Here is a 16798-nt window from a genome sequence, read left to right as displayed (position 1 = left end):
ACCTTGCCTGTCCGCGCATATACTCCGGTATGCGGATTTTTTGAAGGAGGAGAGGCAGATGGGGATGTCGACTTGGTCGATGGAGCAGACGTTCCGGTTTCCGCAGTCTTGCGGGGAGCCGGTCCGGGCGGAGTCGGTGAACGTGACGCCGCAGTATTCGGATGAGCGGACGGACAATTCATACCGGCTCACGGGTGTTTACCACATGACGTGCATGACTGTGTTTGAGGGGGAAGAGGCCGCCCAGTTGCCGGAAGGCGCGACGATGGTCGAAGAGATCGAGATGGACGGGGAAACGGGTTACTTTGAATATGCCGTCCCGCTCTACATCGATTTGCCGGCGGACAAAACGGAAGCTGCCTCGCTGAAGGCGCATGACGTCCGGGCGCATGTGATGGATGACGGCGCGTTCTGTGTTTCATGGAAAGTGGACTGCGAGTGGGACGCCGAATCGGAAGAAGACCATGCAGAGGTACGGAAAGAAGAACGTGCAGTGTCACAGGAGGAGAAGCAGCCGGCTCGGGAAGAACTGGCGGCAGCTCCAAAAGAAAAGGCCTCCGCCGTTCCTGAGGAAAAGGCAGAAGCGCCGCTGAAGGCGGTCGTTGCAGAGCAGCCGGCACCGGAGCGGACGGCCTATGCGGCGGAATCTCCTTATGCGGAGTCGCCGACAGGCGCGGCCCGTGCAGACGATGTGTCCATGCCGGATGCACCGGATGAGGCTAAGGCGTTCATCGCCGGGCTGGAAGACACGTATACGGTGTTTTCCTATCCCTCATATAAAATCTTTGTGAAAAGCGAAAGCGATTCCGACTAACACGACAAGGAGGAGGAAGTCGCCCGTCGTCGGTACGATGAGGAGCCGGATGAGCTGGAAGCAGCAGATCGGAATGATGATGGCTTTGCAGTAGAACCGGATCTTCCTCAGGCAGGTCGGCAGAAGATAGGGGTTGTAGTTTCTTCTCATGATGATCACTCCTTTCGGCGGTTGACTTGCCTTCGCCGGTTTTGTACAATGAACGAAATGGATAACGATGCATCGAACGGGAAGAGTAGGCCCGGATGCTGTCTTCAGAGAGGGGGTAAAAGGTGAGAGCCCCCGGCAGCGCCGTCCGAATGTCGCCCGCGAGCAGCCTCCGTGAAGACAGTAGCGGAGCGCCGGTCCCAGACCGTTATCGTATTGAGCGCCGGCCGCTTCCCTTTGCGTGTCGGAACTAAAGGTGGTACCGCGAAATCAGCCCTTCGTCCTTTATCCAGGACGGAGGGTTTTTTGATTTCCCGGAAAGTGAAAAGGAGGAGAACCGATGGAACAGAACAATCAGCAGCCGTCGATGCCGACGAAGTACGACCCGCAGTCGATCGAGCAGGGACGCTATGAGTGGTGGGTGCAGGGCAAATTTTTCGAGGCGCAGCCGGAAAGCGGCAAGGATCCGTATACGATCGTCATCCCGCCGCCGAACGTAACGGGCAAGCTGCACCTCGGGCATGCATGGGATACGACGCTCCAGGACATCCTCATCCGCATGAAGCGGATGCAGGGCTATGACGCGCTCTGGCTCCCGGGCATGGACCACGCGGGCATCGCGACGCAGGCGAAGGTCGAAGGAAAGCTTCGCGAGGAAGGGAAGTCCCGCTACGACCTCGGCCGCGAGAAGTTCGTAGAAGAAACATGGAAATGGAAAGAGGAATACGCCGGCCACATCCGCAAGCAGTGGTCGAAGCTCGGCCTCGGCCTCGACTATTCCCGTGAGCGCTTCACGCTCGATGACGGGCTGTCGGAAGCGGTCCGTACCGTGTTCGTCAAGCTGTACGAAAAGGGCCTGATTTACCGGGGCGAGTACATCATCAACTGGGATCCGAAAACGAAGACCGCCCTGTCCGACATCGAAGTCATTTACAAGGACGTACAGGGTGCCTTCTATCATATGCGATACCCGCTCGCGGATGGCACGGGTTCGATCGAGATTGCGACGACCCGTCCGGAAACGATGCTCGGGGACACGGCCGTCGCCGTCCATCCGGAAGACGAACGCTACAAGCACCTCATCGGGAAGACGGTCACTCTTCCGATTGTGGGCCGTGAAATCCCGATCGTTGCAGATGACTACGTTGACATGGAATTCGGCAGCGGCGCCGTCAAGATCACGCCGGCGCATGACCCGAACGACTTTGAAATCGGCAACCGCCACAATCTCGAGCGCGTGCTCGTCATGAACGAGGACGGCACGATGAACGGCCGTGCCGGCAAGTACGAAGGCATGGACCGGTTCGAATGCCGGAAAGCGATCGTCAAGGACCTGCAGGACATGGGCGTCCTGTTCGAGATCGAAGAGCACCCGCATTCGGTCGGCCATTCCGAGCGGAGCGGCGCGGTCGTCGAGCCGTATTTGTCGACGCAGTGGTTCGTCAAGATGCAGCCGCTCGCAGACGAGGCGATCGAACTGCAGAAGGGCGAAGGGAAAGTCAACTTCGTTCCGGAGCGATTCGAGAAGACGTACCTCAACTGGATGGAGAACATCCGCGACTGGTGCATCTCCCGCCAGCTATGGTGGGGCCACCGGATCCCGGCCTGGTACCACAATGAAACCGGCGAAGTCCATGTCGGCATGGAAGCGCCGGCCGATCCGGAGAACTGGCATCAGGATGAAGACGTGCTCGACACCTGGTTCTCGTCCGCGCTCTGGCCGTTCTCGACGATGGGCTGGCCGGATGAGGACAACGAGGAATTCAAGCGCTACTACCCGACCGACGTGCTGGTCACGGGCTATGACATCATCTTCTTCTGGGTGTCGCGCATGATCTTCCAGGGAATCGAATTCACCGGCAAGCGCCCGTTCGAGGATGTGCTCATCCACGGACTCGTCCGCGCGGAAGACGGACGCAAGATGTCGAAATCGCTCGGCAACGGCGTGGACCCGATGGATGTAATCGACCAGTACGGGGCCGATTCGCTCCGCTACTTCCTCGCGACCGGTTCTTCGCCGGGCCAGGATCTCCGCTTCTCCAATGAGAAAGTCGAGGCGGTCTGGAACTTTGCGAACAAGATCTGGAACGCGTCCCGTTTTGCGCTGATGAACATGGACGGAATGACGTTCGATGAGATTGACCTCGGCGGCAAGAAATCCGCAGCCGATGCTTGGATCCTGACGCGCCTCAACGAAACGATCGAGACGGTCACGAAGCTCGCCGACAAGTATGAGTTCGGCGAAGTCGGACGCGCCCTGTATAACTTCATCTGGGATGACTTCTGTGACTGGTACATCGAAATGGCGAAGCTGCCGCTCTACGGGGAAGACGAAGCGGCGAAGAAAACGACGCGCTCGATTCTCGCCTACGTCCTCGACAACACGATGCGCCTGCTGCACCCGTTCATGCCGTTCCTTACCGAGGAGATCTGGCAGAATCTCCCGCATGAAGGCGAGTCCATCACCGTGGCCAAATGGCCGGTTGCGGATCCTTCTCTTTCCGATGAAGGCCGTGCGGACGACATGAAGCATCTGATGGATGCGATCAAGGCCGTCCGGAACATCCGCGCGGAAGTGAATACGCCGATGAGCAAGAAAGTCGCACTGATCATCCGCACGCACGACGAGGCGACGCAGGCGGCACTCGACGGCAACCGCGACTACCTCGAGCGCTTCTGCAATCCGGAGAAGCTCGAAATCGGACGCGACCTCGAAGCACCGGGCAAATCCATGAGCGCCGTCATCACCGGCGCCGAACTGTTCATGCCGCTGGAAGGCCTCATCAACATTGACGAGGAACTCGCACGGCTGCAAAAAGAACTCGGCAAATGGCAGGGCGAACTCAAACGCGTCGAAGGCAAGCTCTCCAACGAACGCTTCATCTCCAAAGCGCCGGCCAATGTCGTCGATGAAGAACGCGCCAAACAAAAGGACTACCAGGAAAAATACGACGCCGTCCAGAAAAGGATCGCGGAACTGAAAGAACTCTGAGTTGAATGCCCCCGCCGTGCATGACGTACGGCGGGGTTTTGTGTATGCGCTAAGACGGTTCTATCTATTCACGGTTGCTTTCTGTCTATTCAAGGCCTCTTTCTGTCTATTCAATGATGCATCCTATCTATTCACAGTTAAAACTGACTATTCTAATAATGTTAACGAATTTATGCTATGGTTAATAAAACTGGAAAGTGGGGGCTCGGGGGGAGATGACTTTGAATTCATTTGCCATGGAATGGGCGCTGAGGGAGGCCGCACATCGGATTTGGGGCAATGAAAGGAAACGAAATGAACTCGGAAAGCAATTAAGCAACCATCAGGCCGGAATGGCAGGTGAGCGCCGGGTCCTCGGCCTGCTTCATTCAATCCTGTTGCCGGAAGAGTGCCAGATCCTTCATGATCTTAACTTCCGGTTGCCGGGTGGCCAGCAATTCCAGGTGGACATACTGGCGATCTTCAAAAGCGGTGCAATTCTGCTTGAGACCAAGCAAATCGCCGGCAGGCTCAAGTTTTGCACATCGCCGGCGTCGTTGCAGAAACTGAGCGAAAACGGACAGGTCATTGCCTCGATGGAATGTCCGGCTGCCCAGTTGCATGATCAAATAGGGAATATGGCCGAGCTGCTTTACAGAAATAACATTCGTCTTCCGATTTCCGGAAGAGTCGTATTTGCCAATCACCCTATCATTGAGCAAATCCCCTCCAACTTGCCGGTGATCAAAGCAAGAGAACTTCGCAGATATATTCGAACGAAGCTTCAAGAGCCTGCCTGTCTGCAGAAAGGGGAGATTAACACCGTTGCGTCCGTTATACGAAGTCAGCAGGTTCATTATCTTCCTTTTCCGTTTTCCGAAAGGCATGGTTTCACAGACAGAGATTTTTATCTCGGTCCGCTATGCTCAAAATGCCGGGGCAGATTGACGAAGCAAACGGAACGAGCGTGGAATTGCGCAAGTTGCAATGCGGTTCATCGAGAACCATATGCAGAAACGCTTCTTGCCTATTTTGTTCTGATCAGCAACCGAATCACAGTCAAGCAATGTATGAAGCTCCTGCTCTTAAGAAGTTCCACACACGCCCGGAACATCATCAACCGGTTCGCAGTCCGGAAAGTGGGGCAAGGGAAACATACGGAATATGAGTTGGATTATGAGCAACAGTTTAAACGACTCTTCAATGACAAACGGACAGGCCTTCTATTGCTCAATGACTAGGATTATTCGAATAGATAGAATGACCGAATGAATAGATAGAATATCCTCACGAATAGATAGAATGCCCTCATGAACAGATAGAATAGCCGTCCGAATAGATAGAATGGCTGTGCGAACAGACCAAACACGATAACGGATGAAAAATTCGCTTAACGGGAAAACCCCTGTTCCGGCATGACCGGAATAGGGGTTAGTTCATTTGGTCTTTAATTCGCTCCATGATCTTCTCCGCGATGTCCACGTTGCTGGTGTCGTACAGGGAGCGTGAGCCGACGGGGTCTTCGATCTCGTTCAGTAGGAAGCCGCCGTCCGGGAGGAGGAGGAAGTCGACGCCGATGTAGTCGCTTTTCAGGGCCTGCGCGATTTTGGCGGCGGCTTCGGTCATGCCGGCGGACGGCACGAACGGGTCGGCGCGGCCGCCGAGGGTGTAATTGGATTTGAAGCCGTTGCTGCCGGTGCGTTTCACGGCACCGACGGCTTCTTCGCCGATCATGAACACCCGGACGTCAGCGGCGCCGGATTCGATGAACGGCTGTCCGATGATCCGGCGTCCGGCATGGCGCGAGAAGAACCAGCCGGCATCCATTTTGTCGAGGCACCGGCCGACTTCCGTGCCGCCGTGGCCGTCGATCGTCTTCAGGACGGCCGGGTACGAGCGGATTTCTTCGGGATGGGCGACCCGGCGTGTCGGGACGGTCGGGAGGCCGAGCAGGACCGCGAGTTCATATGTTGCGTATTTGTCGTTCGCAATCCGGTTCACCTGTGCGCGGTTGAACAGCCGGTGGCCGGCCGCTTCCAGTTCCTTCGCAAGTTCCGGGTCCCGGTCGCGGAACAGGACGAACTCTGAGGCCTCCGGAATCTCCCCGCGCTCAGTGGCCAGCTCCAGCCGGATTCCGCAACGTTCCGCCGACTTCTTCAGCATTCCGATGAAGCCGGCGTTTCGGACCGCTTCTTCCGGCCGGTAATAGACAAAGCCGTTCATGAAAGTTTCTCCAATATGTAGGCGATCATCCGGTCAGCGACATTCACACCGGTGACAGTCAGGATATTGCGGATATGGGCGGCCGCGTTCACTTCGCAGACGATCGGCTCACCGGTCGGCCCGAACAGCAGGTCAACGCCAGCGAACTCCGCCCCGACCGCTTCTGCAGCGGCGAGGGCGACCGTGCGCTGGTCCTCCGTCAGACCGACCGGCTCCGCAACGCCGCCGTTCGTAATGTTCGCGCGGAAGTCGATCTCGGAATGGCGGTACATCGCCGCCACAATTTCACGTCCGACGACGTTGACCCGGATGTCCCGGCCGCGGCTGGACGCGATAAATTCCTGGAAGACAAAATCCACTCCGCGGAGTGATTCGACCTTCTCGTGGAAGGCCTCTTCGGTCTCGATCAAGTATACCTTTGCGCCGAAGGATCCGTGGCCTTCCTTGATGATGAGCGGGAGTCCGAATTCTTCAAGGACACGCTCGAAATAGCCGGTGCCGGCAATCGTAAACGCCGGGTATACTTTCGGGGCGACGACCGTGCGCGGCATCGGCAATCCGGCCGCCGCAAGCCGGATGTACTGCTTCGCCTTGTTGTCGCAAGTCTCGATGACGTCCGGATCGTTGAATACCGGCACCCCGCATGCCTTCAGCCAGGATGCGAGCAGGATGTCCTTGTCCAGGAACATGACAAAATCCGGCCGTTCCCCTGCGGGCAGGCCCGCCTGCAGATCGACCATCACTTCATAATTCTTCCGGACCGCCGCCCGGATGCCCGCCCGCCGAGCGGCTTCCGCGAAAAGCCTGGCCTGGTCGGCGAATTTATCAGAAACGAGGCTTCCGTTATAAATGATCCAACAGCTGTTCATGGCGCTTCCTCCACCTACTGATGCTATACTAAATAAATCAATTCAAGCTAATCTTACCACATCGGAGGGAACGGCATTGATTCCGAAACTGGATTTGTACAAAGAGAAATATAGCATTGAATCGGCAGACGAAATCAGGCCGGGGCTCGAGGCGATGGAAGAGGCGATGCAGTCGCTCGGCCATCCCGAGAAAACCGGCCGTTTCATCCACGTCGCCGGCACGAACGGCAAAGGATCGACCGTTGCCTTCCTCGATTCGATCGCCCGAGCGCACGGGCTCCGCACCGCCGCGTTCACTTCACCGGCCGTCACCGATCTCCATGACCAGATCACCATCGGAGGCGAGCCGATCAGCGAGTCCGGACTTGATCGTGCGTTCAGCCAGATCCAATCCGCCAACCTGTCGGGCAGGCTGACCGACTTCGAACTGCTGACGACGGCTGCCTTCCTCGCGTTCAGGGAGGCGCAGCCGGATCTCATCCTGCTGGAAGCCGGGATGGGGGGGAGTCTGGACAGCACAAATGTCGTGGATCCGGAAGTGTCCGTCATCACATCCGTCGCCCTGGACCATACAGGATTCCTCGGCGGCACACTGTCGGAGATCGCCGCACACAAATCCGGCATTCTGAAACCGGGAAAGCCGGGTGTGATCGGCCCGCTGCCCGAAGAAGCAATGGAAGCAACGGTTTCATCCGCAAGCAAAATCGGAGTTCCTCTTCATGTATATGGAAGGGACTTCCGCCTTGACTGGCGAACCTTTACTAATAGCCGGACTTTTTGTAACCTCGAACCGGGTCTTGACGGCCCACACCAGCGACAGAATCTAGCGCTCGCCATTGAAGCGCTGCTGTTGGCCGGCATCCGGCTGGAGGAGGCCGCCGTCGTTCAGGGTGCAGGCAGTGCGTCAGTCCCGGGCCGATTTGAAGAGATCGCCCCGAATGTCTTTCTCGACGGTGCACATAACCCGGCAGCGGCTGAAGCACTCGTCCGGACAGTCCGGGAGAAGTTCGGCCGGGAAGCAAAGGTCCACTTCCTCATCGGCATGCTCGCGCGCAAAGATTATCAGACTGTGATCCGCCTCCTGGAACCTGTGGCGGAATCGATGACATTCGTCACGTTTCCCCATGGAGAGGCGGCGACGGCCGACCAACTCGCGGCGGCCGCCTCGCTCCCTTCGCGCCGAATCACGCTCGGGGAAGTCCAGAAAGCGGAAAGGTTCGCCACGTCCGCCCCGACTGTCATCACCGGATCCCTTTACCTGTTATCCGCCATCCGACCCTTATTTCTACAAAATACGAAAGATTAAGCCAAACGCGCAAGACAGAACCTTCAGAGTTTGTTAAAGTTGAATAAGAAGCCTGTCAGTTTTCTTTCATTTTGAATGCAGGGGGCGGGACGGATGGAAGAACGGAAACGTCGGATAAAATCTGTCATATTTATCATCTGGCTCCTGACCGTCCCGCCCGGGTTTGTTTGGCTTGCGGTCAACGGGACGTATGATCTGCCCTCGTTGACCGAATTTGTCAGCGTTACCTTGCTTTCGATGGCCGCGGTGTCGTTTCCGGTCATCCGAAATGGAATTCCGCTCCTGCTTGTCGGCTGGCTGACGATCCCCATGTTCTTCGGACACGGCCTGTTCGTCGAAGCCGCCATCATGCAGCTGGCTCTCCTGGCGGCGATTCCGCTGAACCGTAACGCGCCGGACCCGGTCCACCGGTTCTTCTTCAATTCACTCATGTTTTTCCTCCTCTCGCTGCTGTCCGCAGGTGCTTTCCGGCTTGCGGGCGGCGAGGTCGGAGCAGCCGGACTTTATACGCTTCTTCTGCCTGCCGCCGCCTACATGGCTGTCCATGCAGCCGGCAACACCGTACTTCTCCACGCCTATCAGCTCATCTCCGGCGTCCGGCTGCCGATCTGGTCCCAGATCAACCAACAGGACGCACTGACCGCGCTTGCCGTGTTCCCGCTTGCGCTCGCAAACTATTACCTGTTCCATGCCGTCGGACATTGGAGCCTGCCGCTCCTCGCCGTGCCGTTCTTCACCGTGACGCTGCTCATCCGGATGTATGACGCCTCCGAGCGTGTGAACACTATTTTGCTGGAGACGGTCAGCCTTGGCCATAAGCTGTCGGGCAAGCTCACCCAGCCCGAGGTGCTCGATCTGTTCGCGGAACGGGTGGCCACCTTGCTGCCGGTCGACTATCTGTATATCTTCGATATCCGCAACGGACGCATCGAGCCGCTCAAAATGATGGAGGAAGGCGAATTTGTCGACATCCGTCTGGAAAAAAGCGCTCCGGAAGAAGGGATCGGCGGCATGATCTACGGGTCGGAAAAAGGACGGATGTTCGGCAGCCAATCCGAATGGTCGATCTATGCGAATGACTATTATCCGCCGGAGGCCGAAAGCCTGATCGGCGTCCATATCGTACGGAACAAAAAAGTCGAGGGCATCCTCGGCGTCATGTCGAAGAGAAAAAATGCCTATGAAGAATATCAGCTCCGCATCCTCGAACTGCTCGGCTCCTATCTTGCCGTCGCGCTCGACAAAGCACGGCATGTGCAGCAGACGGTCAAGGAAAGCGAGCGCTGCGGGCTCACGGGGCTTTATAACTATCGTTATATGGAAAGGGCGCTCCGCCAGAACGTCGAGCGGGTGAACAGCGGGGAGCTTGTGCAGCTGTCCGTCATCATGCTCGACATCGACCACTTCAAGCAGATCAATGATGCATACGGCCACCAAGCCGGCAATGAAGTTCTCGTCGGGTTCGCGCGGCTGTTCGAGGCGATGGCAGAACCGGAATGGATCCTGGCGCGCTACGGCGGGGAGGAGTTCGTCGCCATCCTGCCGGAAACATCTAAGGACAGGGCGGTCCGCCGCGCGGAAGAAATCCGCAGGGTGACCGGTGACCATCCGTTCCTCGTTCATCCGGACGGCCAGGAGGGAGTGGAAGTGGGGGTGACCGTCAGCATCGGCATCTCGTCGGCTCCCGATGACGGAGAAGATGCCATGTCGGTCATCCGCAATGCGGACCGGGCGCTCTACACGGGCGCCAAAAGGGAAGGACGCAACAAAGTGGCCGCCTACAGTGGCTGATGGAAAGGAGCGACGGGAGTGGACATCAGCAAGAGAGAGCGCATTCTCGTTCCGGCCGCCTGGGGACTCATCGTTCCGGCCGGCTTCGCATTCATCGTCATGGAAGACGGATTCGGCGTCACTCCGGCGGATTGGCCGGCATTCGCCGGCCTCGCATTTCTCGCCGTGGTCACCGCCCTTTATCCGCTGTCATTCAAAAGCATTACGGTTTCGTTTCAGGGATGGCTGCTGATCCCGATTTTTCTCCAGTTCGGCCTCGGACCGGAAATCGTCGTTTCGCAGCTCATCACGATTACCACGATCATGGCAGCCAAGGGATCGATCCCGGCAATCCACCGGTTTTTGATCAATTCCCTGATTTTCTTTGCCAGTTCGGTCATTGCAGCTGGGGCGTTTTTCCTGGCCGGGGGGTCGATCGGCATGCTGGAACCCCTCCAGGTCCTTCTCCTCACCGGTTTGTACGCAGCCGTTTATATGGTCATCAACCATCTTTGTCTGTACGTCGATTCCCTGCTATCCGGCAGGTTTTACCGATTTCGCTCCATTGAGACATTCTGGGATTTCGGATCGATGCTCGTCATCTACCCGTTCGGGGCCGCCGCCTATTTCCTGGAGATGAAGTACGGCATCGCGGGCGTACTGACGCTAGCCATTCCGTTTTTCGTTGCGCTCGTCTTCGCATCGAAATACAACACGACCGAACTGATCAACCGTCGGCTCGCATCTGCTTCCGAAATCGGCTACGAACTGGCCGACCGTCTTTCGCAAGGGGAACTGATGGAACTGTTCACGGAGCGGCTCTGTGAGATGGAAGGGGCGGATGCGGTCTATGTCGTCGAATCGGCGGGCGGGCGGCTCGTCCCGGTTTGCGCGTATGAAGACGGCCACCATACGTCGGTTCCCCGCTTGTTTTCACTTGACACCGGGGGAGCGAGGGGGGCCGGACTCGACCGGTCCGATGTCCGCCAGTATGGGTTGTCCAAGGACTGGCAGCGGGACTTGCCGATCAGGATGCCCGACTGGATGGAAAGCATCATGACGGCGCCGATCCGTCGTGATGAGGGGCAGACCGGCTGGGTGATTGTCGGTTCCCACCGGCGGAATGCATTCAGCCGGGAGGACCGGCCGATCCTTGAACTCATCTGTACGCACTTTCGTGTTTCGCTCGAGAAGGCGCAGTTCCTCGAGACGGCCCTTACTGAAAGCGAACGCTGTGCGCTAACGGGGCTTTATAATTTCCGGTGGTTTGAAAAAGAACTGAACCGGCGGATGTCCCTCGTGAGCGGAGGCGCGCTCAGCCGGCTCTCGCTCATCATGCTGGACATCGACCACTTCAAGAAACTCAACGACACATACGGCCATCAAAGCGGGAACGACATCCTGAAGGGCCTTGCGGGAATTCTGGAGCGCGAATGCACCGGACAGGGAAGCGTCGCCCGGTTCGGCGGGGAGGAATTCGTGATCCTGTTGCCGGGATGGCTGAAAGATGAAACCAGAAACTTCGCCGAGCATCTGAGGCGGTATATCGAACAGTCGGTCTTCGAAATCAATCCGGATCTCGGGATGGAGAGGAAGCCGGTGTTCGTCAGCATCACCGTTTCGATCGGGGTCGCCACCGCCCCCGAGGATACGGACGAAGCATTGGGTCTTTTGCGCAATGCCGACCGCGCGCTTTATGTCGGCGGGAAGCAGGCAGGCCGGAACCGGGTGGGTGTCTATGGCACCTAAGACCCGTTTCCGGCTTTTTCGTGTTTAGAGGTGCGAAACAGGGAAAAAGGGGAATGACAAAACTTGTCGAAAGATTGATAATGAGTAGAGATTAAGAGAGGCGAGGGGCCGGATGGATAGAAACCGCAAGCATGAAAAAGGTCTGACCCTGGTGGAGGTCATCGCTTCGCTGGCACTGATTTCAATCATTATCATCGGCGTGATGGCCTTCTTCGCCACCGCCGTGAAAACAAATGACGCTTCGGAGACCCTGCTCGATGCCTCCTATGTGAATCAACGCTATATGGAAGAAATCTATCAGCTTGCCGATACATCCTCGGATAACGAACGGGACAACCAGCTGAGGAACGCCGGATGGGCCAAAACGACTGCCGGCCGTTATACACGGCAAGCGTCCGGCTATTATCTTGAGCTTTCGATCACCGATGCCAGGCCCGCCACTACCCTGAAGAACATTTCGCTGAATGTGTACAAGGATCCCGAACACAGGCGGCTCGCTTCGCAGATGGAGACGAAAAGACAATGGGAGCCGAAGTCATGAAACAGCTGAGAGCCAATCGTGAAAAAGGCATGACACTGGTCGAACTCCTCGCTGCGCTCGTGCTCGTTTCACTCGTCGTCATCCTCATCAACAGCGTCTTCCTCTTCACGGAAAAAAACGCGGACTCCTTATCCAAGGAGACGGATGTCCAGCAGAATCTGCTGCTCGGCATGAAAGTCCTGACGAAAGATGTCCGATCAACGGATGGTGAACAGGTCACCGTCGAAAAAAACCGGCTGCTCCTCGGCTCCGACGAGTATGCGGCAAAGAACGGACAGTTGCTGAAAAACGGTCAGCCCGTCGCCGGTGACATTCAGTCATTTGAAGTGTGCCGTCCGCCGAAAGGGGCGGTTTACAGGGAAGACGAGCTCGCTTGCAAACCGCTCATTGCAGGAGAAGCGGATGAAAACAGAATCATCGTCATCCTGGAGGGGACGGCAAACCGGGCGGGCAAATCCCGGCGGCTTTCCGCGATGATCAACATGGAGAGGTAGGGGGAGAAATGGGAAAATACTCGAACGATAAAGGGTACGCACTCGTCCTCGTCCTCCTTTTCGTCATGGTGATCGCCATCACGATGGCCGGACTGTCGCTGAAAATGACGAATGACCTCAAGCAGACCGACCATGAACAGGACTCCCAAGGCGCCTATTATGTCGCAGAAGGCGGGGTGGCCGATGTGATGCAGACGGTTGAAGCGAGGGTACCGGAAATTGCAGCAGGTGAAAAAACGAGCACTGCGTTTTTTACGAAATTTGAAAGTGAATTTTTGAAGACGAGAGAGGTTACAAGCTTCCAACCGAACAACGGGGAAAGCCCGAAAGCCGCTGTGACGATCACCAAAGTGGACAACAAGATTCCGCGGGCCTACAAAATCGAATCCGTCGGGTCGATCGGCAACAGGGTGAGGAAAGTGTCCGGCATCTTTTCTCTGAATTTTGAAGAAGGGAAATCAGGAATCTCATTCCCTCCCGGCATGGGGGTCTTTGCCAAAACGAGCATCAATTTAAACAACGGCCTCATCAAAGGAAACATCCTGATCGACAGTACAGGCAAATCCGTTTACGTCGGCGGAAACCCGACCATCCAAGGCAATATCGTCTTGCCGGTCGGAAGCGGGAATGACATATTCAGTGCACCCGACTGGTGGATCAAACAAAAAGCCCCGACCATCATCAAAAACAACATCAACGGGGACTATCCGCTTCCCGACTTTCCCGATTTTCCGTCCTATCCGCTCCCACCGAACCTGTCGGCAAGCGGTCATGATATTCTCAAAGACGGCAATCTGAACATCAATCATTGGTCCGTTTCCAACTATACGTATAAGCTGACCCAAGATGTTCAATTCAAAAATATCAACCTGTCTTCCAATTACCGCCTGACTTTTGACACCGGCTCCAAAGACCGTTCCATTGTCGTAAATACGATTCAGGGAAGCGGGCATATCGACATCAAAGGCACCGGGAACCTGACGATCTACATAAAAGATAACATCTCGATCAGTGGTTCGTTCAATGAAGCAAACAAAGTCAGGGCGTATCTTTACGTAGGCCCTTCATCCAATCCGTCTTCCCCGAAGACCATCAACAGTACAAGCTACGAGAAATTCAACGCTTCGCTGTATGCCTACGACGCGAACATCAATATCGGAGGGTCTGCCGGCATCAACGGACACATCATCACCGGCGGGAAGAAAGTGAATGTATCAGGGGGGTCATCCGCGTCGGCGGGAAGCGGCGGCAATATTGTCTATGCACCGAATGCCAGCGTTTATCTGGACGGTGGCGGACAGCTGATCGGATCTGTGATTTCGAACTCATTCACGATCAGCGGCGGCGGATCCGTCATTTCGAAGGAGATCAATTACGACGACAGTCCCTTCTTCCCATCTCCAGGCAATGAGCCGGCAGAAGCAAAATTAAACAAGCCCAACTTGAAAGAAGTCGACTGATTGATCGAAGATCGTTTAAAGGAGGTCCGTCATGCTTGCGTACATATTTCTTGTGATCGGCGCCATCATCGTCTTCCCGGTGCTGTATTATCTGATGACAAAGGGAAAGGCGGGGAAATCGGTCGTCGTCATGACGGCCGCCGGGTTTATCATCGCCTTGGTCGGCATCTACCTTCAGGACCATTTCGGCTTTTATTATGCAGGGCTGGCCATGCTCGGCCTGGCGTTCGCCGCCGGCGTCGTCATCGACAAGCGGTTCGCGGACGAAACGGTCGCCGATGGGGTAGAAGAAGTTGTCCGGTCACCGATCCGGCTTGGCCCCGATCCTGAACAGGCAGCGGAACTCGACGAGACCCCGGTCATCACGCCTGCGGATGTGCGTGCGGCGATGCGTGAAGAGAACAGCGGGACGATCAGCCCGCTCGATTCTGAACTTGATTCAGAACTCAATCCCATGGAAAAGAATCACGCTGAACCAGATGTGGCGGACGTGCCGGGCATGGAAGAAATCGTCCTTCCGGGCACGGCGGATATCGTCCACCCGCCCCAGTTCGGAGACGACGGTCCGAAGAAGGCCAATCCTGCCGCAGTCGCCGAGGCAGCCGGTAAGGCCGGACGGTACGACTACAATGATGGACCGGACCTGATCGGTAAGGAAAAGCTGAAGGAGACCCCCGTTGAGGAAACGGAATCCATTTCTCTCGGTGACGATGATTTCATCAATCCGGCCGAGGTTTCAGTGCCCCCTGCTCCTGATAACGAAGACGAGCTCCCGGCAGAGGAGGAGCTGGAGTCATGGCTGTCTGCCCGTCCCGTGATGGAGGAGGAGCCGGACGGCATGTCCGGGGCGGAGCCGGATGATGTGCGGATGGACTATAATCCGTTCGATCTGCTGGATGACGAAGACTTTATCGCAGAGGAGGAAGAGGATGGAAAACAATAAACGAACCTTCACTATGGTTCTCGGCGTGCTTGTTTCAACCGTCTTCTTCTACTTGTTCGCATCCGGCGGCTCCCTTCTGGCGGGGAACTGGCTGTTTCCGTCAAAAGACTTCGGCGACAATACATATATCGGTCCGTACGACGTGTCGGACCTCAAGGAAGCCCAGACGACAAAAGTGCTGAGCGACGGCGTGACCGACCTGGAAGGGCGCTTTGACGTGGATGTCCAATACCAGGACGCTTCATTCAAGCTCCCGCCCGAGGCCGTCTCGTTCGATGTTCAGGGGACCATTGACGGGGCCAATTCAGGAGCGGAAAACCCCCTCGTCGTCCATGTGAAGAACGAATCGATCCGGACGCTGCTTGACCAGAACTTCGGCATGCTCGACTTCACGGATGAGGAAGTGGCTGCCGTTACGCGCGGCATCGAGCGCCGGCTCCGAAACGGGACGATGCCGGCCAACGTGCAGATTTCAGATTTCCTGGACGCTTCCCGTGCAGAGGGAAGCGAGCCGGTGTCAGAAGCCACGTTTGCCGGAATGCCGATGACGGAAGGCTTCCGGGATGCACTTGCTGCGATTGAAGGTTACCGGATCGAAGCCGGCTCATCGGTCTCTTTCCTGCAGATGATGGAAGATGCCCATGCCGGCTCCCTTACGCAAGAAGAGATGACCCGTCTGGCTTCACTGCTTTATGCATCGATCCTCAAGACGAACTTCATCATCGACGAGCGCACGATCAGTGACCGGCTCCCTGAAGGCGTACCGGTCGGATACGAAGCGGCGGTCAATCCGCTGACCGAAGTCGACTTCATGTTCACGAATCCGAACAGCACGTCGTTCACCGTCTCGGCGGGAGCGGATGGGGACGCCGCCACGCTTTCGATCAATGGCCTGCCGTTCTTCTACGAATATGAGATCCGTGTTTCGGGAATGGAAAATTACAAGCCCCGGACAATCAGGCAATACAGTGAAAACGTGAAAACCATCACTCCGCGGATCGAGGAGGCGGGCGCAGCCGGAATCCGCGCGACCGTCCTGAAACAGGTTTACAACGGGCCGTTCGAGGAGCGTATGGAGGAAGTATCGACCGATTTCTATCCGCCTGTCCATCGCATCGAAGTCCACCGTCTGAAGCCGGTGCAGCAGCCGGCGGACGCGGGTGACGGAAATGGCGGAAGCTCATCCGCAGACGGCGGAAACAGCAGCGGCTCGTCCGGCGGAACCGGGGACGGCCAGGACAATGCCGGATCATCCGGTTCCGGTGGCAATCCTGGAACGGGATCCGGGAACGGTTCCGGATCAGGCAATGACGGAACGGGCTCAGGCAGTTCATCAGGGTCAGGAAACGGCTCCGGCGGCAAAAACGGCGGCTCGGGCAATTCCGGCTCCGGAAACGGCTCCGGCCAATCCGGATCAGGAAGCAACAATGGCCAGTCCGATTCCGGAAACGGCAGCAACGATGAAGTCGAATATGACAAGGGCGGGAACCCGATCAAGCCCTGATCGGGGT

At 56.8% G+C, this 16798-nt stretch carries 14 protein-coding genes and 1 other annotated feature; of the genes, 11 read left to right on the top strand and 3 right to left on the bottom strand.

The window, feature by feature from the left end:
• Positions 1 to 58 precede the first annotated feature (58 nt).
• Entirely contained in the window at positions 59 to 814 is a 756-nt protein-coding gene (locus tag B0B07_RS07930) for a prolipoprotein diacylglyceryl transferase (RefSeq protein ID WP_076757892.1), read from the top strand.
• Here B0B07_RS07930 and B0B07_RS07925 read toward each other — a convergent pair.
• Positions 773 to 964 (bottom strand): hypothetical protein, encoded by a 192-nt coding sequence (locus tag B0B07_RS07925; RefSeq protein ID WP_076757891.1) that lies wholly within the window; start codon positions 962 to 964, stop codon positions 773 to 775. The two genes, B0B07_RS07930 and B0B07_RS07925, sit on opposite strands and share 42 nt — an antisense overlap.
• 63 nt (positions 965 to 1027) lie before the next feature.
• Positions 1028 to 1250, top strand: a binding site (T-box leader).
• Positions 1251 to 1301: 51 nt separating this feature from the next.
• Here B0B07_RS07925 and B0B07_RS07920 point away from each other — a divergent pair.
• Positions 1302 to 3953 carry a valine--tRNA ligase gene (locus B0B07_RS07920; RefSeq protein ID WP_076757889.1) on the top strand — a complete coding sequence of 884 codons (2652 nt, stop codon included), beginning with the start codon at positions 1302 to 1304 and terminating at the stop codon, positions 3951 to 3953.
• A gap of 221 nt (positions 3954 to 4174) precedes the next feature.
• Entirely contained in the window at positions 4175 to 5173 is a 999-nt protein-coding gene (locus B0B07_RS07915; RefSeq protein ID WP_159438433.1) for a nuclease-related domain-containing protein, read from the top strand.
• Positions 5174 to 5363: 190 nt separating this feature from the next.
• On the opposite strand, the gene B0B07_RS07910 is transcribed toward B0B07_RS07915, so the two are convergent.
• The gene (locus B0B07_RS07910) at positions 5364 to 6155 is read right to left on the bottom strand and encodes an ATP-grasp domain-containing protein (protein ID WP_076757885.1); all 792 of its coding nucleotides are present in this window, start codon (positions 6153 to 6155) and stop codon (positions 5364 to 5366) included.
• Positions 6152 to 7024, bottom strand: coding sequence for an ATP-grasp domain-containing protein (locus tag B0B07_RS07905; protein WP_076757884.1), 873 nt, complete (start codon positions 7022 to 7024; stop codon positions 6152 to 6154). Before B0B07_RS07905 ends, B0B07_RS07910 begins: the two co-directional genes overlap by 4 nt.
• 76 nt (positions 7025 to 7100) lie before the next feature.
• Between B0B07_RS07905 and B0B07_RS07900 the strand changes: the two genes are divergently transcribed.
• From B0B07_RS07900 to B0B07_RS07865, 8 genes are all read left to right on the top strand, one after another.
• Entirely contained in the window at positions 7101 to 8330 is a 1230-nt protein-coding gene (locus B0B07_RS07900; protein WP_076757882.1) for a bifunctional folylpolyglutamate synthase/dihydrofolate synthase, read from the top strand.
• 93 nt (positions 8331 to 8423) lie between these two features.
• The gene (locus B0B07_RS07895) at positions 8424 to 10121 is read left to right on the top strand and encodes a GGDEF domain-containing protein (RefSeq protein ID WP_076757880.1); all 1698 of its coding nucleotides are present in this window, start codon (positions 8424 to 8426) and stop codon (positions 10119 to 10121) included.
• Positions 10122 to 10139: 18 nt separating this feature from the next.
• Positions 10140 to 11849: a GGDEF domain-containing protein gene (locus tag B0B07_RS07890; protein ID WP_076757879.1), complete on the top strand. Its 1710-nt coding sequence runs from the start codon at positions 10140 to 10142 to the stop codon at positions 11847 to 11849.
• 112 nt (positions 11850 to 11961) lie between these two features.
• Complete coding sequence (locus B0B07_RS07885) at positions 11962 to 12390, top strand: prepilin-type N-terminal cleavage/methylation domain-containing protein (protein WP_076757877.1); 429 nt, start codon at positions 11962 to 11964, stop codon at positions 12388 to 12390.
• Positions 12387 to 12884 carry a prepilin-type N-terminal cleavage/methylation domain-containing protein gene (locus B0B07_RS07880; RefSeq protein ID WP_159438432.1) on the top strand — a complete coding sequence of 166 codons (498 nt, stop codon included), beginning with the start codon at positions 12387 to 12389 and terminating at the stop codon, positions 12882 to 12884. The genes B0B07_RS07885 and B0B07_RS07880 overlap by 4 nt, the downstream gene beginning before the upstream one ends.
• A gap of 8 nt (positions 12885 to 12892) precedes the next feature.
• The gene (locus B0B07_RS07875) at positions 12893 to 14344 is read left to right on the top strand and encodes a DUF7305 domain-containing protein (protein ID WP_076757873.1); all 1452 of its coding nucleotides are present in this window, start codon (positions 12893 to 12895) and stop codon (positions 14342 to 14344) included.
• Between the two features lie 31 nt (positions 14345 to 14375).
• A complete protein-coding gene (locus B0B07_RS07870) occupies positions 14376 to 15287 on the top strand; it encodes an MFS transporter (RefSeq protein ID WP_076757871.1) in 912 nt (303 codons plus the stop codon).
• A complete protein-coding gene (locus B0B07_RS07865) occupies positions 15274 to 16791 on the top strand; it encodes a VanW family protein (RefSeq protein ID WP_159438431.1) in 1518 nt (505 codons plus the stop codon). Before B0B07_RS07870 ends, B0B07_RS07865 begins: the two co-directional genes overlap by 14 nt.
• Positions 16792 to 16798 lie beyond the last annotated feature (7 nt).

The sequence above is a fragment of the Edaphobacillus lindanitolerans genome (assembly GCF_900156305.1).
Classification (GTDB): Bacteria; Bacillota; Bacilli; order Bacillales_A; family Planococcaceae; genus Bhargavaea; species Bhargavaea lindanitolerans.
This window is presented reverse-complemented; position numbering and strand designations above follow the sequence as displayed.